Genomic DNA, 17,510 nt, shown 5'->3' with positions numbered 1-17,510 from the left:
AGCCCGTTGTGCGTTTTCACGTTGCACCCCTTTTTCATTGGCTGTTTTTTATACAGGTTCAGGTCATGCCCGAATACGTTAACTGGCTTCGCCACGCCTCTCCCTATATCAATGCCCACCGCGATTGCACCTTTGTCGTCATGCTGCCCGGCGACGGTGTCGAGCACCCGAACTTCGGCAATATCGTCCACGACCTGGTGCTGCTGCACAGCCTCGGGGTGCGCCTGGTGCTGGTCCACGGCTCGCGCCCGCAGATCGAAAGCCGCCTGGCCGCACGCGGCCTGACCCCGCACTACCATCGCGGCCTGCGTATCACCGACGCGGCCACCCTGGAGTGCGTGATCGACGCGGTCGGCCAGTTGCGTATCGCTATCGAGGCGCGTCTGTCCATGGATATGGCGGCCTCGCCGATGCAGGGCTCGCGGTTGCGTGTGGCCAGCGGCAACCTGGTGACGGCGCGACCGATCGGCGTGCTGGAAGGCGTCGACTATCACCACACCGGCGAAGTGCGCCGGGTCGACCGCAAGGGCATCAACCGCCTGCTCGACGAGCGCTCCATCGTGCTGCTGTCGCCGCTGGGCTACTCGCCCACCGGGGAAATCTTCAACCTGGCCTGCGAAGACGTCGCGACCCGCGCGGCGATTGACCTGGGGGCGGAAAAACTGCTGTTGTTCGGTGCCGATCATGGCCTGATCGATGAAGATGGCCACCTGGTCCGCGAATTGCGCCCGCAACAGGTTCCGGCGCATCTGCAACGCCTGGGCAGTGATTACCAGGCCGAACTGCTCGATGCGGCGGCCGAGGCCTGCCGTGGCGGCGTGGCCCGCAGCCATATCGTCAGCTACGCCGAAGATGGCGCGCTGCTGACCGAACTGTTCACCCGTGACGGCGGCGGTACGCTGGTGGCCCAGGAGCAGTTCGAGCGGGTTCGCGAAGCGGCGATCGAGGATGTTGGCGGTTTGCTCGACCTGATCAGCCCGCTGGAAGAGCAGGGCATCCTGGTGCGGCGCTCGCGCGAGGTGCTGGAGCGCGAGATCGAGCAGTTCAGTGTGGTCGAGCGTGAAGGGATGATCATCGCCTGTGCGGCGCTGTACCCGATTGCCGACTCGGAGGCGGGTGAGCTGGCGTGCCTGGCGGTGAATCCGGAGTACCGCCATGGCGGGCGTGGCGACGAGCTGCTCGAGCGTATCGAGACCCGGGCGCGGGCGCTGGGGCTCAAGACCCTGTTCGTCCTCACCACCCGGACGGCGCACTGGTTCCGCGAGCGCGGGTTCGCCCCGAGCAGCGTCGAGCGCCTGCCGAGCGCGCGGGCGTCGTTGTACAACTATCAGCGTAACTCGAAGATCTTCGAGAAGGCGCTCTGACCCTCCGAGCCCTTGGGTAGCGCTTGAGGGCCTATTCGCGGGGCTTGCCCGCGAAAGCGTCAGGCCTGTCGGCGCCGGCTCAGTTGCTGATCGCCAGGATGCTCGCCTGGTAGGAGCCGACGAACACATCGAAATCGCCGACCTCGTTCTGCTCCAGCTCCAGTTGCTGTACCAGCGACTGGCGGGCGCTTTCCTCGAACGCGGTCTGCTCCTGCTTGGTCAACGGCTGGCTGCGGAAGGACTCGGCATGGGCCAGGCTCTGGCGCATGGCGAACTGGGCAAAGCTTTCCTTGTGTTCGGTCATGCTCGCCAGTACCCGGGCCGATGGAGTCAGGGACGAATCCCTGATCTTCGCCCGCTGCTCGTCCAGCGCCTTGGCGTGATCATCGCCACCCTGGCTCTGGTCCAGCAACGCCGCCAGCGGCGCGATCCGCTCCAGCAGCTCGGCGGCCCATTCCTTCATGTCCACCGCCTGGCCATCACGTTGCAGTTGCAGGCCCGGACGGCGGCCTTCCTTGACCACGCTGAGGAAATTCGCGGTGGCATTGCCGCACTCGCCGTTTTCGAGCTGCGGGCTGTCGTTCAGTGCGCAGTACAGCAGGAACGCGTTGAGGAAGCGCGCCTCGTTCAGATCGATGCCGGTCGGCAGGAACGGGTTGATATCCAGGCAGCGCACCTCGACGTACTGCACGCCACGGGCCATCAGCGCCTGGATCGGCCGTTCGCCGGTGTAGGTCACGCGTTTGGGGCGGATGTTGGAGTAGTACTCGTTCTCGATCTGCAGGATGTTGGTGTTGAGCTGGACCCACTCGCCATCCTTGTGGGTACCGATCTCGACATAGGGCGCGTAGGGTGTCGCCACCGCCTTGCGCAGGCTGTCGGTGTAGCTGTTGAGATCGTTGTAGCACGGCGTCAGGCCGGCCTGGGCGTTGCTCTGGTAACCCAGGTCGCTCATGCGCAGGCTGGTGGCGTAGGGCAGGTACAGCGTCTCGGCGTCGAACTGTTCCAGCGAATGCGCGCGGCCGCGCAGGAAGCCGGCATCCAGCGCTGGCGAGGCACCGAACAGGTACATCAGCAGCCAGCTGTAGCGACGGAAATTGCGGATCAGCGCGATATAGGCCAGCGACTGGTAGTCACGGTCCGAGCCGGTGAAACCTTCGGCCTGCTTGAGCAGGGGCCAGAGCTTTTCCGGCAGCGAGAAATTGTAGTGAATCCCGGCGATGCACTGCATCGTCTTGCCGTAGCGCAGGGCCAGGCCCTGGCGGTACACGTACTTGAGCCTGCCGATATTCGAGGTGCCATAATAGGCGATCGGAATGTCTTCCTCGGCCGGCAGCGGGCAAGGCATCGACGGGCTCCACAGGTACTCGTTGCCGAGCTTGCTGTAGGCGAAGCGATGAATCCTGTCCAGGCTGCCCAGGGTGTCGGCCGGGTCGGTCAGGGCCGGAGTGATGAACTCCAGCAGCGACTCGGAATAGTCCGTGGTGATCTGCTCGTTGGTCAGCGCCGAGCCGAGTTCTTCCGGGTGCGGTGTCTGCGCCAGTCGACCTTCGGGGGTGACGCGCAGGCATTCGCGCTCGATGCCGTGCAGGCACTGCTCGAGCAGGGAGAGGTGGTCGCGCTCGCCGAGCAGAGCCAGGCGGCGGTTGAGAAGTTCGCTCAAGTTGGATTCCTTCACGCGTCGGTCGCCCCAATATGGGGGTGGGCAAGACGGTCTACAAGGGTGAAGTTGAGAACTGGCGTTGTCGCCTGGTAAATGTCAGAAAACGCCGATACTTCGTCCCTGAGTCGGGCGCGGCGCCGGAGGAAAATTCCGACACTGCGCTTGCAGTGTCGAAATTAACCCAAATCGAGACGTAACAGCTAGAGAACAGCGAACGTGCCTTGTGCTTTCGCGACAAGTTTGTCGCCCTGGTGCACCTCGGCCTCGACCACCAGGGTACGGCGGCCGGGGTGGATGACCCGGGCGGTGCACAACACGTCGCCTTCGGCCACCGCCCGCATGTAGTTGATCTTGCACTCGATGGTCGCGCTGCGCTGGTCGAAGCCATGGGTGGCCGAGCAGGCCAGGCCCATGGTGATGTCCACCAGGCTGAACAGCGCGCCGCCATGCAGCACGTTGCCGCGGTTGCGCAGCTGCGGCGTCAGCGACAGGGCCACCTCGGCAACGCCGGTGTCCAGGCGTTGCAGGCGGCAGCCGAGCAGTTCGCTGAAGGCGCTCTGGGTCAGGCCGTCAGGGATTTCCATCAGCGCTTCTTCAACTGCTTGGCGTTGGCGAACAGCGAGGCCATGGCATTGTTGGCCGGGGCTGCGGTTTCCTTGCGCGGGGCGTTGTTCTGCGACGGCCGTGGGGCCGAGCCCGGGCGCGAACCACGGGCGCCGTCGATCTTCTCGCCGGGGGTGTCGCTCATGCGCATCGACAGGCCGACGCGCTTGCGCGGGATGTCGACTTCCATGACCTTCACCTTGACCACGTCGCCGGCCTTCACCGCTTCACGCGGGTCCTTGACGAATTTCTCGGACAGCGCCGAGATGTGCACCAGGCCGTCCTGGTGGACGCCGATGTCGACGAAGGCGCCGAAGTTGGTCACGTTGGTCACCACGCCTTCGAGGATCATCCCCAGTTCGAGGTCCTTGAGGTCCTCGACCCCTTCCTGGAACGCCGCGGTCTTGAACTCGGGGCGTGGGTCGCGGCCCGGCTTGTCGAGTTCCTGGAGGATGTCGGTGACGGTCGGCAGGCCGAAGGTTTCGTCGGTGAACTTCTTCGGGTCCAGGCGCTTGAGAAACGCGCTGTCGCCGATCAGCGAGCGGATGTCGCGGTCGGTTTCGGCGGCGATGCGCTGTACCAGCGGGTAGGCTTCCGGGTGCACCGCGGAGGCGTCCAGCGGGTTGTCACCGTTCATCACGCGCAGAAAGCCGGCGGCCTGTTCGAAGGTCTTTTCGCCCAGGCGCGGGACTTTCTTCAGCGCGGCGCGGGTCTTGAACGCACCGTTCTCGTCGCGGTGGCTGACGATGTTCTGCGCCAGGGTGGTGTTGAGGCCGGAGATCCGCGCCAGCAGGGCCACCGAGGCGGTATTCACGTCGACGCCCACGGCGTTCACGCAGTCCTCGACCACCGCGTCGAGGCCGCGGGCCAGTTTCAGTTGCGAGACGTCGTGCTGGTACTGGCCGACACCGATGGATTTCGGGTCGATTTTCACCAGCTCGGCCAGCGGGTCCTGCAGGCGGCGGGCGATGGAGACCGCGCCACGGATCGATACGTCGAGGTCCGGGAATTCCCGGGCGGCCAGTTCCGAGGCCGAGTACACCGAAGCGCCGGCTTCGGAAACCATGACCTTGGTCAGGCGCATGGCCGGGTACTTCTTGATCAGGTCGGCGGCCAGCTTGTCGGTCTCGCGGCTGGCGGTACCGTTGCCGATGGCGATCAGGTCCACCGAGTGCTTGGCGCACAGCGCGGCGAGGATGGCCAGGGTCTGGTCCCACTTGTTGTGCGGCACGTGCGGGTAGACGGTGGTGTGGTCCAGCAGCTTGCCGGTGGCGTCCACCACGGCCACCTTGCAGCCGGTGCGCAGGCCGGGGTCCAGGCCGAGGGTCGCGCGCGGGCCGGCCGGCGCGGCCAGCAGCAGGTCGTGCAGGTTGTGGGCGAAGACGTTGATCGCCTCGGTTTCCGCGCTATCGCGCAGTTCGCCGAGCAGGTCTGTTTCCAGGTGGGTGTAGAGCTTGACCTTCCAGGTCCAGCGCACCACTTCGCCCAGCCACTTGTCGGCGGGGCGGTTCTGGTTCTGGATGCCGACATGCTGGCCGATCATGCCTTCGCATGGGTGCAGGGTGCCCGGCAACTCGTCGCCGACTTTCAGCGAGGCCGCGAGAATGCCTTCGTTGCGGCCACGGAAGATCGCCAGGGCGCGGTGCGACGGCATGCTCTTGAGCGGCTCGTCGTGTTCGAAATAGTCGCGGAACTTGGCGCCTTCCTCTTCCTTGCCGGCCACCACGCGGGCACTGATGATCGCTTCCTGCTTGAGGAAGTTGCGCAGCTTGTCCAGCAGGCTGGCGTCTTCGGCGAAGCGCTCCATCAGGATGTACTTGGCGCCTTCGAGGGCGGCCTTGGTGTCGGCGAAGCCCTTTTCGGCATCGACAAAGCGCGCGGCTTCGGTTTCCGGGGTCAGCGACGGGTCGTTGAACAGGCTGTCCGCCAGCTCGCCGAGGCCGGCTTCCAGGGCGATCTGGCCCTTGGTGCGGCGCTTCTGCTTGTACGGCAGGTACAGGTCTTCGAGACGGGTCTTGGTGTCGGCGAGTTGGATGTCACGCGCCAGGGCTGGGGTGAGCTTGCCTTGTTCCTCGATGCTGGCGAGGATGCTGGCGCGCCGCTCGTCGAGTTCCCGCAGGTAGCGCAGGCGTTCTTCCAGATGCCGCAGTTGGGTGTCATCCAGGCTGCCGGTGACTTCTTTCCGGTAGCGGGCGATGAAAGGCACGGTAGAGCCTTCATCCAATAGGGCGACGGCCGCTTCGACCTGTTGTGGGCGTACGCCGAGTTCTTCGGCGATGCGGCTGTTGATGCTGTCCATAAAACCACCTGACAAAGTGTGAAATCAGGCGCGCCGGGCCTTTGGGCCTGTCGGGCGAGCCTGGTTTGGGATCAAAAAGGCGCACCTTGTGACCCGGGAAATCAGCACATTGCTGTGAGCCTTTGCAAAAAAGATGGCTTCGAACAGCAATGATCAGACGTTGCCTGACGCAGAAAGCGGGGCATTATAACCAGCGTTCCGGGCTTGGGGGGATTGTGCGCGTGTAGGCATAAAGCGCTGTTTGCTGGTAGTCGAGGAAAAATCTGCTAACAATGCACAGGATACGCATGGGGGCCGCTGGCCCCATAATGCGCGCCGAGATCAAAGGAGCAACCCATGAGCAGCACTGCACAAACTGCTGAAGGCGAAAAAATCCTCATCGTGGACGACGATCCGGGGCTGAGCAGCCTGCTGGAGCGTTTTTTCACCAGCAAGGGCTATCGCGCCCGCGCGGTGGCCAACACCGAGCAAATGGATCGTCTGCTGGCCCGTGAAGTGTTCAATCTGGTGGTCCTCGACCTGATGCTGCCGGGTGAAGACGGCCTGACGGCCTGCCGTCGCCTGCGTGCGGCGAACAACCAGGTGCCGATCATCATGCTCACCGCCAAGGGCGACGAACTGAGCCGGATCAAGGGCCTGGAACTGGGGGCCGACGACTACCTGGCCAAGCCGTTCAACCCCGATGAGCTGATGGCGCGGGTCAAGGCCGTGCTGCGCCGCCAGGCCGCGCCGGTTCCGGGCGCCCCGGGCAGCGAGGACGAAAGCGTTACCTTCGGCGACTACGAGCTGTCCCTCGCCACCCGCGAACTCAAGCGCGGTGACGAGGTGCACATGCTTACCACCGGCGAATTCGCCGTGCTCAAGGCACTGGTGATGCATGCCCGCGAACCGCTGACCCGCGACAAGCTGATGAACCTCGCCCGTGGCCGCGAGTGGGATGCACTGGAGCGTTCCATCGACGTACAGATTTCCCGCCTGCGTCGCATGATCGAGCCGGATCCGTCCAAACCGCGCTATATCCAGACCGTCTGGGGTGTGGGCTACGTGTTCGTGCCGGACGGCACCGCGACCAAGTGACCGGTGATTTGTAGGAGCGAAGTGCCCGGGCGTGCGCAAGCCGCCCGGGCAAGTCGCGATCCGCAATTGTGCGAGCCCGCCTGCTCGCTCCTGCAAAGTATGTAGCGGCTGTATTTATGAAGACCCCTCTCTGGTTCCCCCAAAGCTTCTTCTCGCGCACCCTCTGGCTGGTGCTCATCGTGGTGCTGTTTTCCAAGGCGCTGACCCTGGTCTACCTGCTGATGAACGAGGACGTGCTGGTCGATCGCCAATACAGCCACGGCGTGGCGTTGACCCTGCGTGCCTACTGGGCGGCCGACGAGGACGATCGCGACAAGATCGCCGATGCGGCGGGGCTGATCCGCGTGGTCAGCGGTGGGGTGCCGGAGGGCGAGCAGCACTGGCCGTACAGCGAGATCTACCAGCGCCAGATGCAGGCCGAGCTGGGGGCCGACACCGAGGTTCGCCTGCGCATGCATGCGCCGCCGGCCTTGTGGGTACGGGCGCCGAGCCTGGGCGCGGGTTGGCTGAAGGTGCCGCTGTATCCGCATCCGTTGCGCGGGCAGAAGATCTGGAGCGTGCTGGGCTGGTTCCTGGCCATCGGGCTGTTGTCGACGGCGTCGGCCTGGATCTTCGTCAGCCAGCTCAACCAGCCGCTGAAGCGCCTGGTTTTCGCCGCACGGCAACTGGGCCAGGGACGCAGCGTACGCCTGCCGATCAGCGACACACCCAGCGAAATGACCGAGGTCTACAGCGCCTTCAACCAGATGGCCGAGGATGTCGAGCAGGCCGGTCGCGAGCGTGAACTGATGCTGGCGGGAGTTTCCCATGACCTGCGCACGCCGTTGACCCGCTTGCGCCTGTCCCTGGAACTGATGGGCGACCACAGTGAACTCAGCGAGGACATGGTGCGGGATATCGAGGACATGGACGCGATTCTCGACCAGTTCCTCGCCTTCATCCGTGACGGCCGCGACGAGTCGGTGGAGGAGGTGGACCTCAGTGACCTGGTGCGCGAGGTGGTGGCGCCCTACAACCAGAACGAACAGCGGGTGCAGATGCGCCTGCAGCCGATCCGGCCGTTTCCCTTGCGGCGGGTGTCGATGAAACGCCTGCTGAACAACCTGATCGGCAACGCCCTCAACCATGCCGGGGAAGCGGTGGAAGTCGCTGCCTACGTGTCTGGCGATACCAACGCACCCTATGTGGTGCTGAGCGTGATGGACCGGGGGGCGGGTATCGACCCGGCGGAGCTGGAGGGCATCTTCAACCCGTTCACCCGCGGCGACAAGGCCCGGGGCGGCAAGGGCACCGGCCTGGGCCTGGCGATCGTCAAGCGGATCGCCTCGATGCACGGCGGCAATGTCGAATTGCGCAACCGGTCCGGTGGCGGTCTGGAGGCGCGGGTTCGGTTGCCGTTGGGGCTGATGCTTCCGCGCGACGCGGTCTAGCCCGCGTCGGTTTGCCGGGCGGGTTTCAGCCCTTGCCCTTGGTTCGGGTCATGTTCGGCCCGCCGTTCTTCTCGATATGCTGGATGATCATGCCCGCCACGTCCTTGCCGGTGGTGGTCTCGATCCCTTCCAGGCCCGGCGACGAGTTGACCTCCATCACCAGCGGTCCGTGATTGGAGCGCAGGATATCCACGCCGGCCACGCTGAGGCCCATCACCTTGGCTGCGCTGAGTGCGGTCATGCGTTCTTCCGGGGTGATCTTGATTAGGCTGGCACTGCCGCCGCGATGCAGGTTGGAGCGGAATTCGCCAGGGCGGGCCTGGCGCTTCATGGCCGCGATCACCTTGTCGCCGACTACGAAGCAGCGGATATCGGCACCGCCGGCTTCCTTGATGTATTCCTGGACCATGATGTCCTGCTTGAGGCCCATGAAGGCCTCGATCACCGATTCCGCCGCGGTCGCCGTCTCGCACAGCACCACGCCGATGCCCTGGGTGCCTTCGAGGACCTTGATCACCAGCGGGGCGCCGTTGACCATCTCGATCAGGTCGGGGATATCGTCCGGCGAGTGGGCGAAGCCGGTGACCGGCAGGCCGATCCCGCGGCGCGACAGCAGTTGCAGCGAGCGCAGCTTGTCCCGGGAGCGGGCGATCGCCACCGATTCGTTGAGCGGAAAGACGCCCATCATCTCGAACTGGCGCAATACCGCGCAGCCATAGAAAGTCACCGAAGCGCCGATTCGCGGAATGACCGCGTCGAAGCCTTCCAGCGGTTTGCCGCGGTAGTGGATCTGCGGCTTGTGGCTGGCGATGTTCATATAGGCGCGCAGGGTGTCGACCACTACCATTTCATGGCCACGCTGGACGCCGGCCTCGACCAGGCGACGAGTGGAATACAGACGCGGATTACGCGACAGCACAGCGATTTTCATGCAACACCTGTGGCAGAGGTAGTAGTAACCGGGAACACCGGCTTTTCCTGAACGTATTTGCTGCCTGGATTGACCACCAGTTGGCCGTCGACCAGGGCCTTGGAACCGAGCAGCAGGCGATAGCGCATGGACTTGCGGCAGGCGAGGGTGAACTGCACCTGCCAGACCCGGTCGCCCAGGGCCAGGGTGGTGGCGATCACATAACGGGCCTGGGCATGGCCGTTGGAACTCTTGATGGTCTTCATCGCCAGCAACGGCGCTTCGCAGCGCCGATGGCGCAACTGCACCACGGTGCCCAGGTGGGCGGTGAAACGTACCCACTTCGCCCCGTCGCGCTCGAACGGCTCGATATCGGTGGCGTGCAGGCTGGAGGTACTGGCGCCGGTGTCGATCTTCGCCCGCAGGCCCGCGACTCCCAGATCCGGGAGCGCGACCCACTCGCGCAGACCCACAACGGTCAAATGGTCAAATGTCTTCAAAGTGCTCAACCGGTGAGAAACCTGCTCGGACCGCCAGGCAGCGGCCATGGCGGTATTCACGCAGAATAATGGGTAAATGGCGATAGATATCTGTGCGACTTTTTAAAGGTCGTGAACATATCCCTGGCTCATCCGGCATTCTAGACCGGGAGGGGAAATTCAGCTTCGACGGCAACGGTAGTACAGTTGAGCAATATTTCAGTTTGAGGAATCCCCGTGGCACAGAAATCGGAAGAGGACGACAAGGTTCGACTCGACAAATGGTTGTGGGCAGCCCGCTTCTACAAGACCCGCGCCCTGGCCAAGGCGGCGATCGAGAGCGGCAAGGTGCATTGCCGTGGCGAGCGCTGCAAGCCTTCGAAAGAGCCGCGGGTCGGCGACGAACTGCTGATTCGCACCGGCTTCGATGAGCGTACCGTAGTGGTCCAGGCGCTGTCGGTGGTGCGCCGTGGCGCCCCTGAGGCGCAGGCGCTGTATGCCGAGACCGCCGCCAGTGTCGCCAGGCGCGAGGCCGAGGCGGCCCAGCGCAAGGCCGGTGCCCTGGGGTTGACCACTGACGGCAAACCGACCAAGAAGCAGCGCCGCGACCTGTTCAAGTTCCGTGGGGCGGGTGGCGAATAATCCCGTTGATCCTTGACTGACAGGCATTCGCCCCCATGTTGCGTGGTCAGAACCCCGATTTGTTCATAAAATGCTCAGAATCTCTGAGTCGAACACCTTTATTCCTACTTCCAGAATCGAAACCTATGTCAGATCTACCAGACACCGATTACACCCAACGCTTCATCTTCGATGACAGCGACACGCGTGGCGAACTGGTGTCGCTGGAACGCAGCTACGCTGAAGTCCTGGCCAAGCACCCCTATCCGCAGCCGGTGGCCCAACTGCTCGGCGAACTGATGGCCGCCGCCGCGCTGCTGGTCGGCACCTTGAAGTTCGACGGCCTGCTGATTCTTCAGGCACGCTCCGAAGGCGCGGTGCCGTTGCTGATGGTCGAGTGTTCCAGCGAGCGCGAGATTCGCGGGCTGGCCCGCTACGAGGCGGATCGGATCGCGCCGGGTGCAAGCCTGGCCGAACTGATGCCCAACGGTGTCCTGGCGCTGACCGTCGACCCGGTCAAGGGTCAGCGTTACCAGGGGATCGTCGACCTTGACGGCGCGACCCTGTCGGACTGCTTCACCAACTACTTCGTCATGTCCCAGCAGGTCGGTACCCGCTTCTGGCTCAATGCCGATGGCCAACGTGCCCGCGGCCTGCTGCTGCAGCAACTGCCTGCCGACCGGATCAAGGATGAAGAGGAGCGTGCCGCCAGCTGGCAGCACATCACCGCCCTGGCCAGCACCCTGACCGCCGAGGAGCTGCTCGGCCTGGACAACGAAACCGTGCTGCATCGCCTCTATCATGAGGAAGCGGTGCGCCTGTTCGACAACCAGCCGCTACGCTTCCATTGCAGCTGCTCGCGCGAGCGCTCGGGTAACGCCCTGGTCAGCCTGGGCCTGGAAGATGCCCAGCAACTGGTGGCCGAGCGGGGCGGTGCAATCGAGATCGATTGCCAATTCTGCAACCAGCGTTACCTGTTCGATGCGGCTGATATTGCGCAGTTGTTTGCCGGCGCAGGGGTCGAGACCCCGTCAGATACTCGTCACTAAAACGCTTCAGCGCAGGTAAATCTCCTGTCAAACGCCGGAAAATAGGCGTTCTGACAGGAGGGCCCTACTCTTTTTGGGCGTTTCTGGCATAATCCGGCGCACTTTTTTCACGGTAGTAGTGCGCGACTTTCTACTACAAAACGTTTGGAGCACTCGGCCAGCGGCCGACGGGGAATTTCATGACGCAAGCAAACAATGCCGTGTACACCGATCTGAGTGTCGATGATCTGGTCAAGGAAGCCCTGGCTCGTGGTGAAGGTGAGCTCGCCGATACCGGCGCGCTGGTGGTGCGTACCGGCCATCGTACCGGTCGTTCGCCGGTAGACCGTTTCATCGTCGAAGAGCCTTCCACCCAGGACGAAATCGCCTGGGGCCCGATCAACCGCAAGTTCCCGGCCGACAAGTTCGACGCCCTGTGGAACCGCGTCGAAGCCTTCGTCGGCGAGCGCGAGCGTTTTGTTTCCCACGTGCATGTAGGTTCCGACCCTGCACACTACCTGCCGGTCAAGATGACCACCGGCACTGCCTGGCACAACCTGTTCGGCCGTTGCCTGTTCATCAACCCGGAAGCCGGCCAGTACAACGCCGGTGGCAAGGCCGAGTGGCAGATCCTGAACGTGCCGGACTTCGAGTGCGTGCCCGAGCGTGATGGCACCAACTCCGATGGCACCGTGATCATCAACTTCGCGGCCAGGAAAGTCCTGATCGCCGGCATGCGCTACGCCGGTGAAATGAAGAAAGCCATGTTCTCGGTGCAGAACTTCCTGCTGCCGGCGGTCGACGTGCTGCCGATGCACTGCGCGGCCAACATGGGCGAAGCGGGCGACGTGACCCTGTTCTTCGGCCTGTCGGGCACCGGCAAGACCACCCTGTCGGCTGACGAAAGCCGCTACCTGATCGGTGACGACGAGCACGGTTGGGGCGAGGGCGTGGTGTTCAACATCGAAGGCGGTTGCTATGCCAAGTGCATCGACCTGTCCGAGAAGAACGAGCCGGTCATCTGGAAAGCCATCCAGCACGGCGCCGTGCTGGAAAACGTCGTGCTCGATGCCAACAAGAAGGCCGACTACGCCGACAGCAGCCTGACCCAGAACAGCCGTGCGGCCTACCCGCGTGAACTGATCGAAAAACGCGCACCGAAGAACCTCGGTGGCGAGCCGAACGCTGTCATCTTCCTGACCTGCGACCTGACAGGCGTACTGCCTCCAGTGTCGATCCTCAGCGAAGAGCAGGCGGCCTACCACTTCCTGTCCGGTTACACCGCGCTGGTCGGTTCGACCGAAATGGGTTCGGGCGGCGGCATCAAGTCGACCTTCTCCACCTGCTTCGGCGCGCCGTTCTTCCCGCGTCCGGCTGGCGTATACGCGGAGCTGCTGATCAAGCGCATCCGTGGTTTCGGCTCCAAGGTCTACCTGGTCAACACCGGCTGGACCGGCGGTGGCTACGGCGTGGGCAAGCGCTTCAACATCCCGACCACCCGTGGCGTTATCGCGGCGATCCAGAGCGGCGCTCTGGTCGGTGCCGAGACCGAGCACCTGGACACCATCAACCTGGACGTGCCACTGGCCGTCCCAGGCGTCGAAACCGGCCTGCTCAACCCACGCAACACCTGGGCTGACAAGGCTGCCTACGACGAAGCGGCGAAAGCCCTGGCTGGCCTGTTCATCGAGAACTTCAAGAAGTTCGACGTGAGCGACGCGATCAAGGCGGCTGGTCCGCAGTTGTAATCGGGTCTTGCTCTTCGATTGAAAAAAACCGCCCTTCGGGGCGGTTTTTTATTGCCTGGTTTACTGGCTCACAAGTGAAGCCGTTGAAATGGGTGATTTTTCGTTATCTAGCGTGAGATGAAATGCTCAAAAATGATTAGCAAATCGTTGCGACATTCCACTATTAGTGGAATACTATGCCTGTAACTGCGGAACGACTGACCGGATGAGATTGAGCGTTCCCTAGCCCGAAAGGGTGTTCGCGCAAGGCGAACCGAGGCGAAAGCCGAAGTGGTGTCCGGATCTGCTTTACCGAATACGAAAAGGGCGCTTATGGCGCCTTTTTTCGTTTCTGCTGTTAGCGCTTCGTTGCCGTTGGCTGACCCATGTATATTTTGCCACACAGTAACATAAAGGCCATGCTGCCCTTGAGGCTGGGTCCACTTTCCTCGTCTTGGTGGTAGGCGCTTTCCACCACCAACTGCAAATCCTGCCATTGCCGGCGATCCTTACCTGCACGCCGGATTTCAAAAAACACATGATAAGGGCCTGAAGGGTCCTCAATTACGATCGAGTAGCACCAGTTCCGCTCGGTCGCGGTTTCCCAAACCTTTGTCTTTGGCGATTCTGCCAAGCCACAGATTAATGCTGGAAGGCTATGCGATAACCGATAGCGAGTGGGGCAGTATGTCCGTTGTCGTTCACTACCTGCGTCGATGATTGGTTCGCTCGCTGGATGGCTCGCTGCGTCATAGCTTTTGGAGAAGCAATGATTCGAGAAGGTTACGTGCACGCGTAGCCTTTTCTTGGCCAGTTGGCTGTCGAGTTCAAAGGTGAACGGTTCCAAGTGTGATAGGTCGACAGACGCGCCATTGATAACCAAGGGGGGAAGTACGAATCGGTCACACGGCGCTCCTTTTTTATGCGCCTAGTGTACAGGGTCGTGGCCGACGTCACCTTACCGCCGAGCCAGTTGGTAGGGCATCTGAGTCATGCACAGGTCGCAACCCACTCAGGTCGGCACAGTTTGATTCAATTTTTCAGCGCAAGGTGTGGACACACTCAAGTGGCCCGATTCTGAGTTTTAGAGGGCGCACGCTCAATGCCGTCACCTAAGAGTTACGTTATGGCTTTGCATCTTTGATCAGCCCCCATCTGTTGTAGCTTCAGGCAGGACCGAGGGCTCGGCAGCCACGGGGGGCGGTTCGGATGCCGGCGGGCTCTGCGGTGGGCGATAGTTGCTGCGGTTGTAGGCCATGTAGCCCAGCATGCCCACCAGCAGCAGTAGCAATATCCGCAGGCTGTGGGATTTTCTGCGAAACCTGCGTGCGGCCTTCTGCTTGCGCGGGTGCGATCCCAACACCACGTCAACCTGTTCGAGGTGCAGGCGTTCGAAACGAGTGACGCCGCCGTCTTCAGGGTTTTCTTGCATGATCAGCCGCTACCTTCCTTGGCGAGTCTGCGACTTGTCGGCGCTTTACCATGGGCTTTGAGTGGGGTTGCGAATCAGATTGGCAAGATGGCCTTTTGCCTCCAGTGACTGGTCCACAAAAGCAAAATTTTCCACCTGAACATTAGACGTTTCGTACAAAAAGTCGGTATGTTCCGCTGCAAATTTTCCGGGGGTCATTCGACACCCGCGTCTTGAGCTTAAAGGGAGTTGGGTATGCATTTGCTTCGCATGGCTTCGGTATTTTCGTTGTGTGCCCTGGCCTGGTCGGTCCAGGCCGAGTCGCTGCCGGTCGAAGTGCTCAGCGCCGTGGTCAAGGACCGGAAGATCGCCGACGCCGACGTGCTGTTGCAGCGCAACGGCGAGCAGAATGTGGTCGGCAAGACCAACGCCCAGGGCCAGGTTACCCTCCAGAGCGGTTTCGCCGACGATGCCGGCAGCCTGCTGATCATCAAGAAGGCCGGTTACTCCAACCTGGTGGTCAAGTGCCCGTGCAAGGACATGACCTATGCCATCAGTCCGGTGATGCAGAACCTCGATGGCCTGCGCGTGGTATTGACCTGGGGCAAGACCCCGGCGGACCTCGACTCGCACATGATCTTCCCCGGCAACAACATCTACTTCGAACAGAAGCAGGGCGACGACGCCGACCTGGACGTGGATGACACCGACAGCTATGGCCCGGAAACCATCACCCTGCAGAAGAAGCACTACGGCGAGAGCTACGTCTATGCCGTACATGACTTCACCAACAGCGAAAATCCAGGCTCGCGCCAGTTGTCCAACAGCCAGGCCAAAGTGTTCGTCTACATGGGCCAGTCCCTGGTACGCACCTACTACGTGCCGACCAACCGCAGCGGCAACCTGTGGACCGTATTCCGCATGACCGGCAACGGCGACTTCCAGGACATCAACACCTTCAGCGGTGTGAAGGTGGAGCCGGCAAATGTGCTGAACGAAGTCTCGCCGCTGCTCGACGACAAGGTGGCGATTGCCGAAGTGGCGGTAAGCTCCACGGCCCAGGCCGATGCGCGAGCATTGAACGTGAAGGGCGAGGCGGCCTACAAGGCCGGTGACCTGGAACAGTCGATCGCGCTGTTCCGCCAGGCTATCGACCTGAACAACAGCTTCGGCCAAGCCTACAGCAACCTCGGCCTGGCGTACCAGAAGGCCGGGAATACCGCCGAAGCCATCTGGGCCAACCGCAAGGCGGTCGCGCTGGCATCCGGCAACTCGGCCAACACCGTTCGCGCCAGTTCCTACTACAACATTGCCCGCATCTATGAAAACGCCGGGCAGTTCTCCGACGCGCTGCGTCACTACGAACTGGCCAAGGAACAGAAGGCCAATCCGGTGTATGACACGGCGATCGAGCGGGTGAAAAATCGCTGAGTCTTCAGCCGGTCCAGTCTCGACAACGCGCCATCTCCGGCGCGTTGTTCGTTTCCGGTTGCCGAATGCAACGAATGGGCGTGGAGCATCTGGCGTGCTTTGGGAGTGTCAGCGTGAGCTGTCGCTGAGCACTGCGTACTCATCACCGTCCAGCGTGAAGCCGGCGACTTCGTGCATGCCCAGGCGCGCATGGGCGCGTAGTGAGGCTTCGTTGTCCCGCCGAATGAAGAGAATCGCCTCGCGCCCCCGGTAATGGCGTTGGAGTTGCGCATAGAGCTGCGCCAGCAGGCCCTGGCCGCGTTCCGTGGCGGCGATGCAGGCCGGGCCATAGACGTAGGCGTCGGGGCTGCCGGGCCAGGCCGCCAGCATGGCCTGGATCGAGGGTGGCGCCGGTTGGGTGTCTTTTGCCGCGCTGAACAGTACGCCAACGACCTGGTCGTCGCGGCAGGCGACCACTACCGGAGCGTTGCCGAGGGCCATTTGCCTGACTTTTTCGAGCGGAAACTCTCCGGTCAGTGATCCACCCCGGGAAGGTGAATTGGCCTGGAGCAGTTGGGTGATGCCTTCGATATCGGCGGCGGTAGCGAGGTTGATCCTGTGCATGAGTAGTCTCCTGAAGGGAGGCGAACCTACTGCATGGATGGCGCCAGGGCTTTCAGGTTACGCCCGGTGGTCGATTTTCGTACAGGTCACTGGGGTCGATCTTCAGTTCCCTGGCTGTGCCGGCGCCAGATCCTGCCCCACCGCCAGGCTGGCGCGGATCGCTGCCAGGGCGGCCTTGTAGTAGGTCCGGCCCTCGGGCGACTCGGCAAAGTTCGAGAACTCTTCCAGTTCCGGATCGGACAGGTCGCGATAGACGTAGAGCAGGGTGTTTTCCAGGTCGTTGCCGATCTGCTGCATCAGGCGCTCGCGTTGGCCGTTGAGCAGGCCCTGGGCGGTACCGGCACCGAGCAGACCGGGGATCATCGAACTGAGGCTGTCGGCGGCGACACCGGCGATGGCCAGGCTGACCTCGGCACCGGCTTCGCGGGCCGGCAGGGCGTTGGCCAGGTGGTTGATCAGCAGTCGGCGCGTCGCGCTGGCTTCGATATGCGGCAGGCCCTGGGCGTTCTTCGCCAGTTGGTCGCGGCGGGTGGCGAGCAGTTCGGCGGCGACGATCTTGCGCCCCAGCGGTGACTGGAAGAACTTCAGCGCCGGGGCCGGGTTGGCCAGGTTTTGGCGCAATTGGGCTTCGGCCCGCTGGTCCATGGCCTGGGGGGCGAAGCGCTGGTTGCTGTTATTGACCAGGGCCTGGTAGACCGCCGGTGGCAGGCTGTTGCGGTATTTCTGCTGGGCGGCGCCCAGGGCATCGCTGAAATGCGCGCGCTGTTCTGGCCAACCGGCGACCTTGTACAACTGGTCGTGGCTGTCTGCCCAGGCGGGCATGGTGCAGAACATCAATAGCGAAAAAAGCAAACGGCGCATAGG

At 62.8% G+C, this 17,510-nt stretch carries 16 protein-coding genes; 7 read left to right on the top strand and 9 right to left on the bottom strand.

Translation table 11 applies throughout. The features are described 5' to 3' along the window. The first annotated feature begins 65 nt into the window (after positions 1-65). Positions 66-1,364 (top strand): amino-acid N-acetyltransferase, encoded by a 1,299-nt coding sequence (gene argA / locus ACZ5KU_RS29985; protein ID WP_054058623.1) that lies wholly within the window; start codon positions 66-68, stop codon positions 1,362-1,364. Between the two features lie 79 nt (positions 1,365-1,443). Here the strand turns inward: argA and gshA are convergent, their stop codons facing one another. The 3 genes from gshA to ACZ5KU_RS29970 form a co-directional block, all read right to left on the bottom strand. Next, entirely contained in the window at positions 1,444-3,027 is a 1,584-nt protein-coding gene (gene gshA, locus ACZ5KU_RS29980; RefSeq protein ID WP_416770908.1) for a glutamate--cysteine ligase, read from the bottom strand. Between the two features lie 200 nt (positions 3,028-3,227). Next, the gene (locus ACZ5KU_RS29975) at positions 3,228-3,611 is read right to left on the bottom strand and encodes a PaaI family thioesterase (protein ID WP_054058625.1); all 384 of its coding nucleotides are present in this window, start codon (positions 3,609-3,611) and stop codon (positions 3,228-3,230) included. Further along, positions 3,611-5,929, bottom strand: a complete 2,319-nt coding sequence (locus tag ACZ5KU_RS29970) for a Tex family protein (RefSeq protein WP_054058626.1) — start codon at positions 5,927-5,929, stop codon at positions 3,611-3,613. The genes ACZ5KU_RS29975 and ACZ5KU_RS29970 overlap by 1 nt, the downstream gene beginning before the upstream one ends. A 336-nt stretch (positions 5,930-6,265) precedes the next feature. Between ACZ5KU_RS29970 and ompR the strand changes: the two genes are divergently transcribed. Then, positions 6,266-7,006 (top strand): osmolarity response regulator transcription factor OmpR, encoded by a 741-nt coding sequence (gene ompR, locus ACZ5KU_RS29965; protein WP_054058627.1) that lies wholly within the window; start codon positions 6,266-6,268, stop codon positions 7,004-7,006. A 116-nt stretch (positions 7,007-7,122) separates the two neighbouring features. Further along, on the top strand, positions 7,123-8,436 hold the full coding sequence (locus ACZ5KU_RS29960) for an ATP-binding protein (protein ID WP_054058628.1): 1,314 nt from the start codon (positions 7,123-7,125) through the stop codon (positions 8,434-8,436). Between the two features lie 25 nt (positions 8,437-8,461). Here the strand turns inward: ACZ5KU_RS29960 and rimK are convergent, their stop codons facing one another. Both rimK and rimB read right to left on the bottom strand, forming a co-directional pair. Continuing rightward, positions 8,462-9,367: a 30S ribosomal protein S6--L-glutamate ligase gene (gene rimK / locus ACZ5KU_RS29955; RefSeq protein ID WP_017903280.1), complete on the bottom strand. Its 906-nt coding sequence runs from the start codon at positions 9,365-9,367 to the stop codon at positions 8,462-8,464. Next, positions 9,364-9,846, bottom strand: a complete 483-nt coding sequence (gene rimB / locus ACZ5KU_RS29950) for a retropepsin-like aspartic endopeptidase RimB (RefSeq protein WP_054058629.1) — start codon at positions 9,844-9,846, stop codon at positions 9,364-9,366. Before rimB ends, rimK begins: the two co-directional genes overlap by 4 nt. A 216-nt stretch (positions 9,847-10,062) precedes the next feature. Between rimB and ACZ5KU_RS29945 the strand changes: the two genes are divergently transcribed. The 3 genes from ACZ5KU_RS29945 (at position 10,063) to ACZ5KU_RS29935 (ending at position 13,222) form a co-directional block, all read left to right on the top strand. Continuing rightward, positions 10,063-10,467: an RNA-binding S4 domain-containing protein gene (locus tag ACZ5KU_RS29945; protein ID WP_054058630.1), complete on the top strand. Its 405-nt coding sequence runs from the start codon at positions 10,063-10,065 to the stop codon at positions 10,465-10,467. A gap of 125 nt (positions 10,468-10,592) precedes the next feature. Beyond that, positions 10,593-11,495 carry an Hsp33 family molecular chaperone HslO gene (hslO, locus tag ACZ5KU_RS29940; protein WP_054058631.1) on the top strand — a complete coding sequence of 301 codons (903 nt, stop codon included), beginning with the start codon at positions 10,593-10,595 and terminating at the stop codon, positions 11,493-11,495. Positions 11,496-11,674: 179 nt separating this feature from the next. After that, positions 11,675-13,222, top strand: a complete 1,548-nt coding sequence (locus ACZ5KU_RS29935; protein ID WP_054058632.1) for a phosphoenolpyruvate carboxykinase — start codon at positions 11,675-11,677, stop codon at positions 13,220-13,222. A gap of 337 nt (positions 13,223-13,559) precedes the next feature. Here the strand turns inward: ACZ5KU_RS29935 and ACZ5KU_RS29930 are convergent, their stop codons facing one another. Together ACZ5KU_RS29930 and ACZ5KU_RS29925 are read right to left on the bottom strand one after the other, a co-directional pair. Beyond that, positions 13,560-14,048, bottom strand: coding sequence for a hypothetical protein (locus ACZ5KU_RS29930; protein ID WP_464736629.1), 489 nt, complete (start codon positions 14,046-14,048; stop codon positions 13,560-13,562). Between the two features lie 297 nt (positions 14,049-14,345). Then, positions 14,346-14,633, bottom strand: a complete 288-nt coding sequence (locus ACZ5KU_RS29925; protein ID WP_054063579.1) for a hypothetical protein — start codon at positions 14,631-14,633, stop codon at positions 14,346-14,348. Between the two features lie 234 nt (positions 14,634-14,867). On the opposite strand from ACZ5KU_RS29925, the gene ACZ5KU_RS29920 reads away from it, so the two are divergent. Further along, positions 14,868-16,043 (top strand): tetratricopeptide repeat protein, encoded by a 1,176-nt coding sequence (locus ACZ5KU_RS29920; RefSeq protein ID WP_464736628.1) that lies wholly within the window; start codon positions 14,868-14,870, stop codon positions 16,041-16,043. 108 nt (positions 16,044-16,151) lie between these two features. On the opposite strand, the gene ACZ5KU_RS29915 is transcribed toward ACZ5KU_RS29920, so the two are convergent. Then, entirely contained in the window at positions 16,152-16,646 is a 495-nt protein-coding gene (locus tag ACZ5KU_RS29915) for an N-acetyltransferase family protein (RefSeq protein WP_464736627.1), read from the bottom strand. A 102-nt stretch (positions 16,647-16,748) separates the two neighbouring features. Continuing rightward, positions 16,749-17,507, bottom strand: coding sequence for a DUF2059 domain-containing protein (locus ACZ5KU_RS29910; RefSeq protein WP_054058635.1), 759 nt, complete (start codon positions 17,505-17,507; stop codon positions 16,749-16,751). Between the last annotated feature and the right edge of the window lie 3 nt (positions 17,508-17,510).

It is taken from the genome of Pseudomonas sp. Tof1 (assembly GCF_055390395.1).
This window is presented reverse-complemented; position numbering and strand designations above follow the sequence as displayed.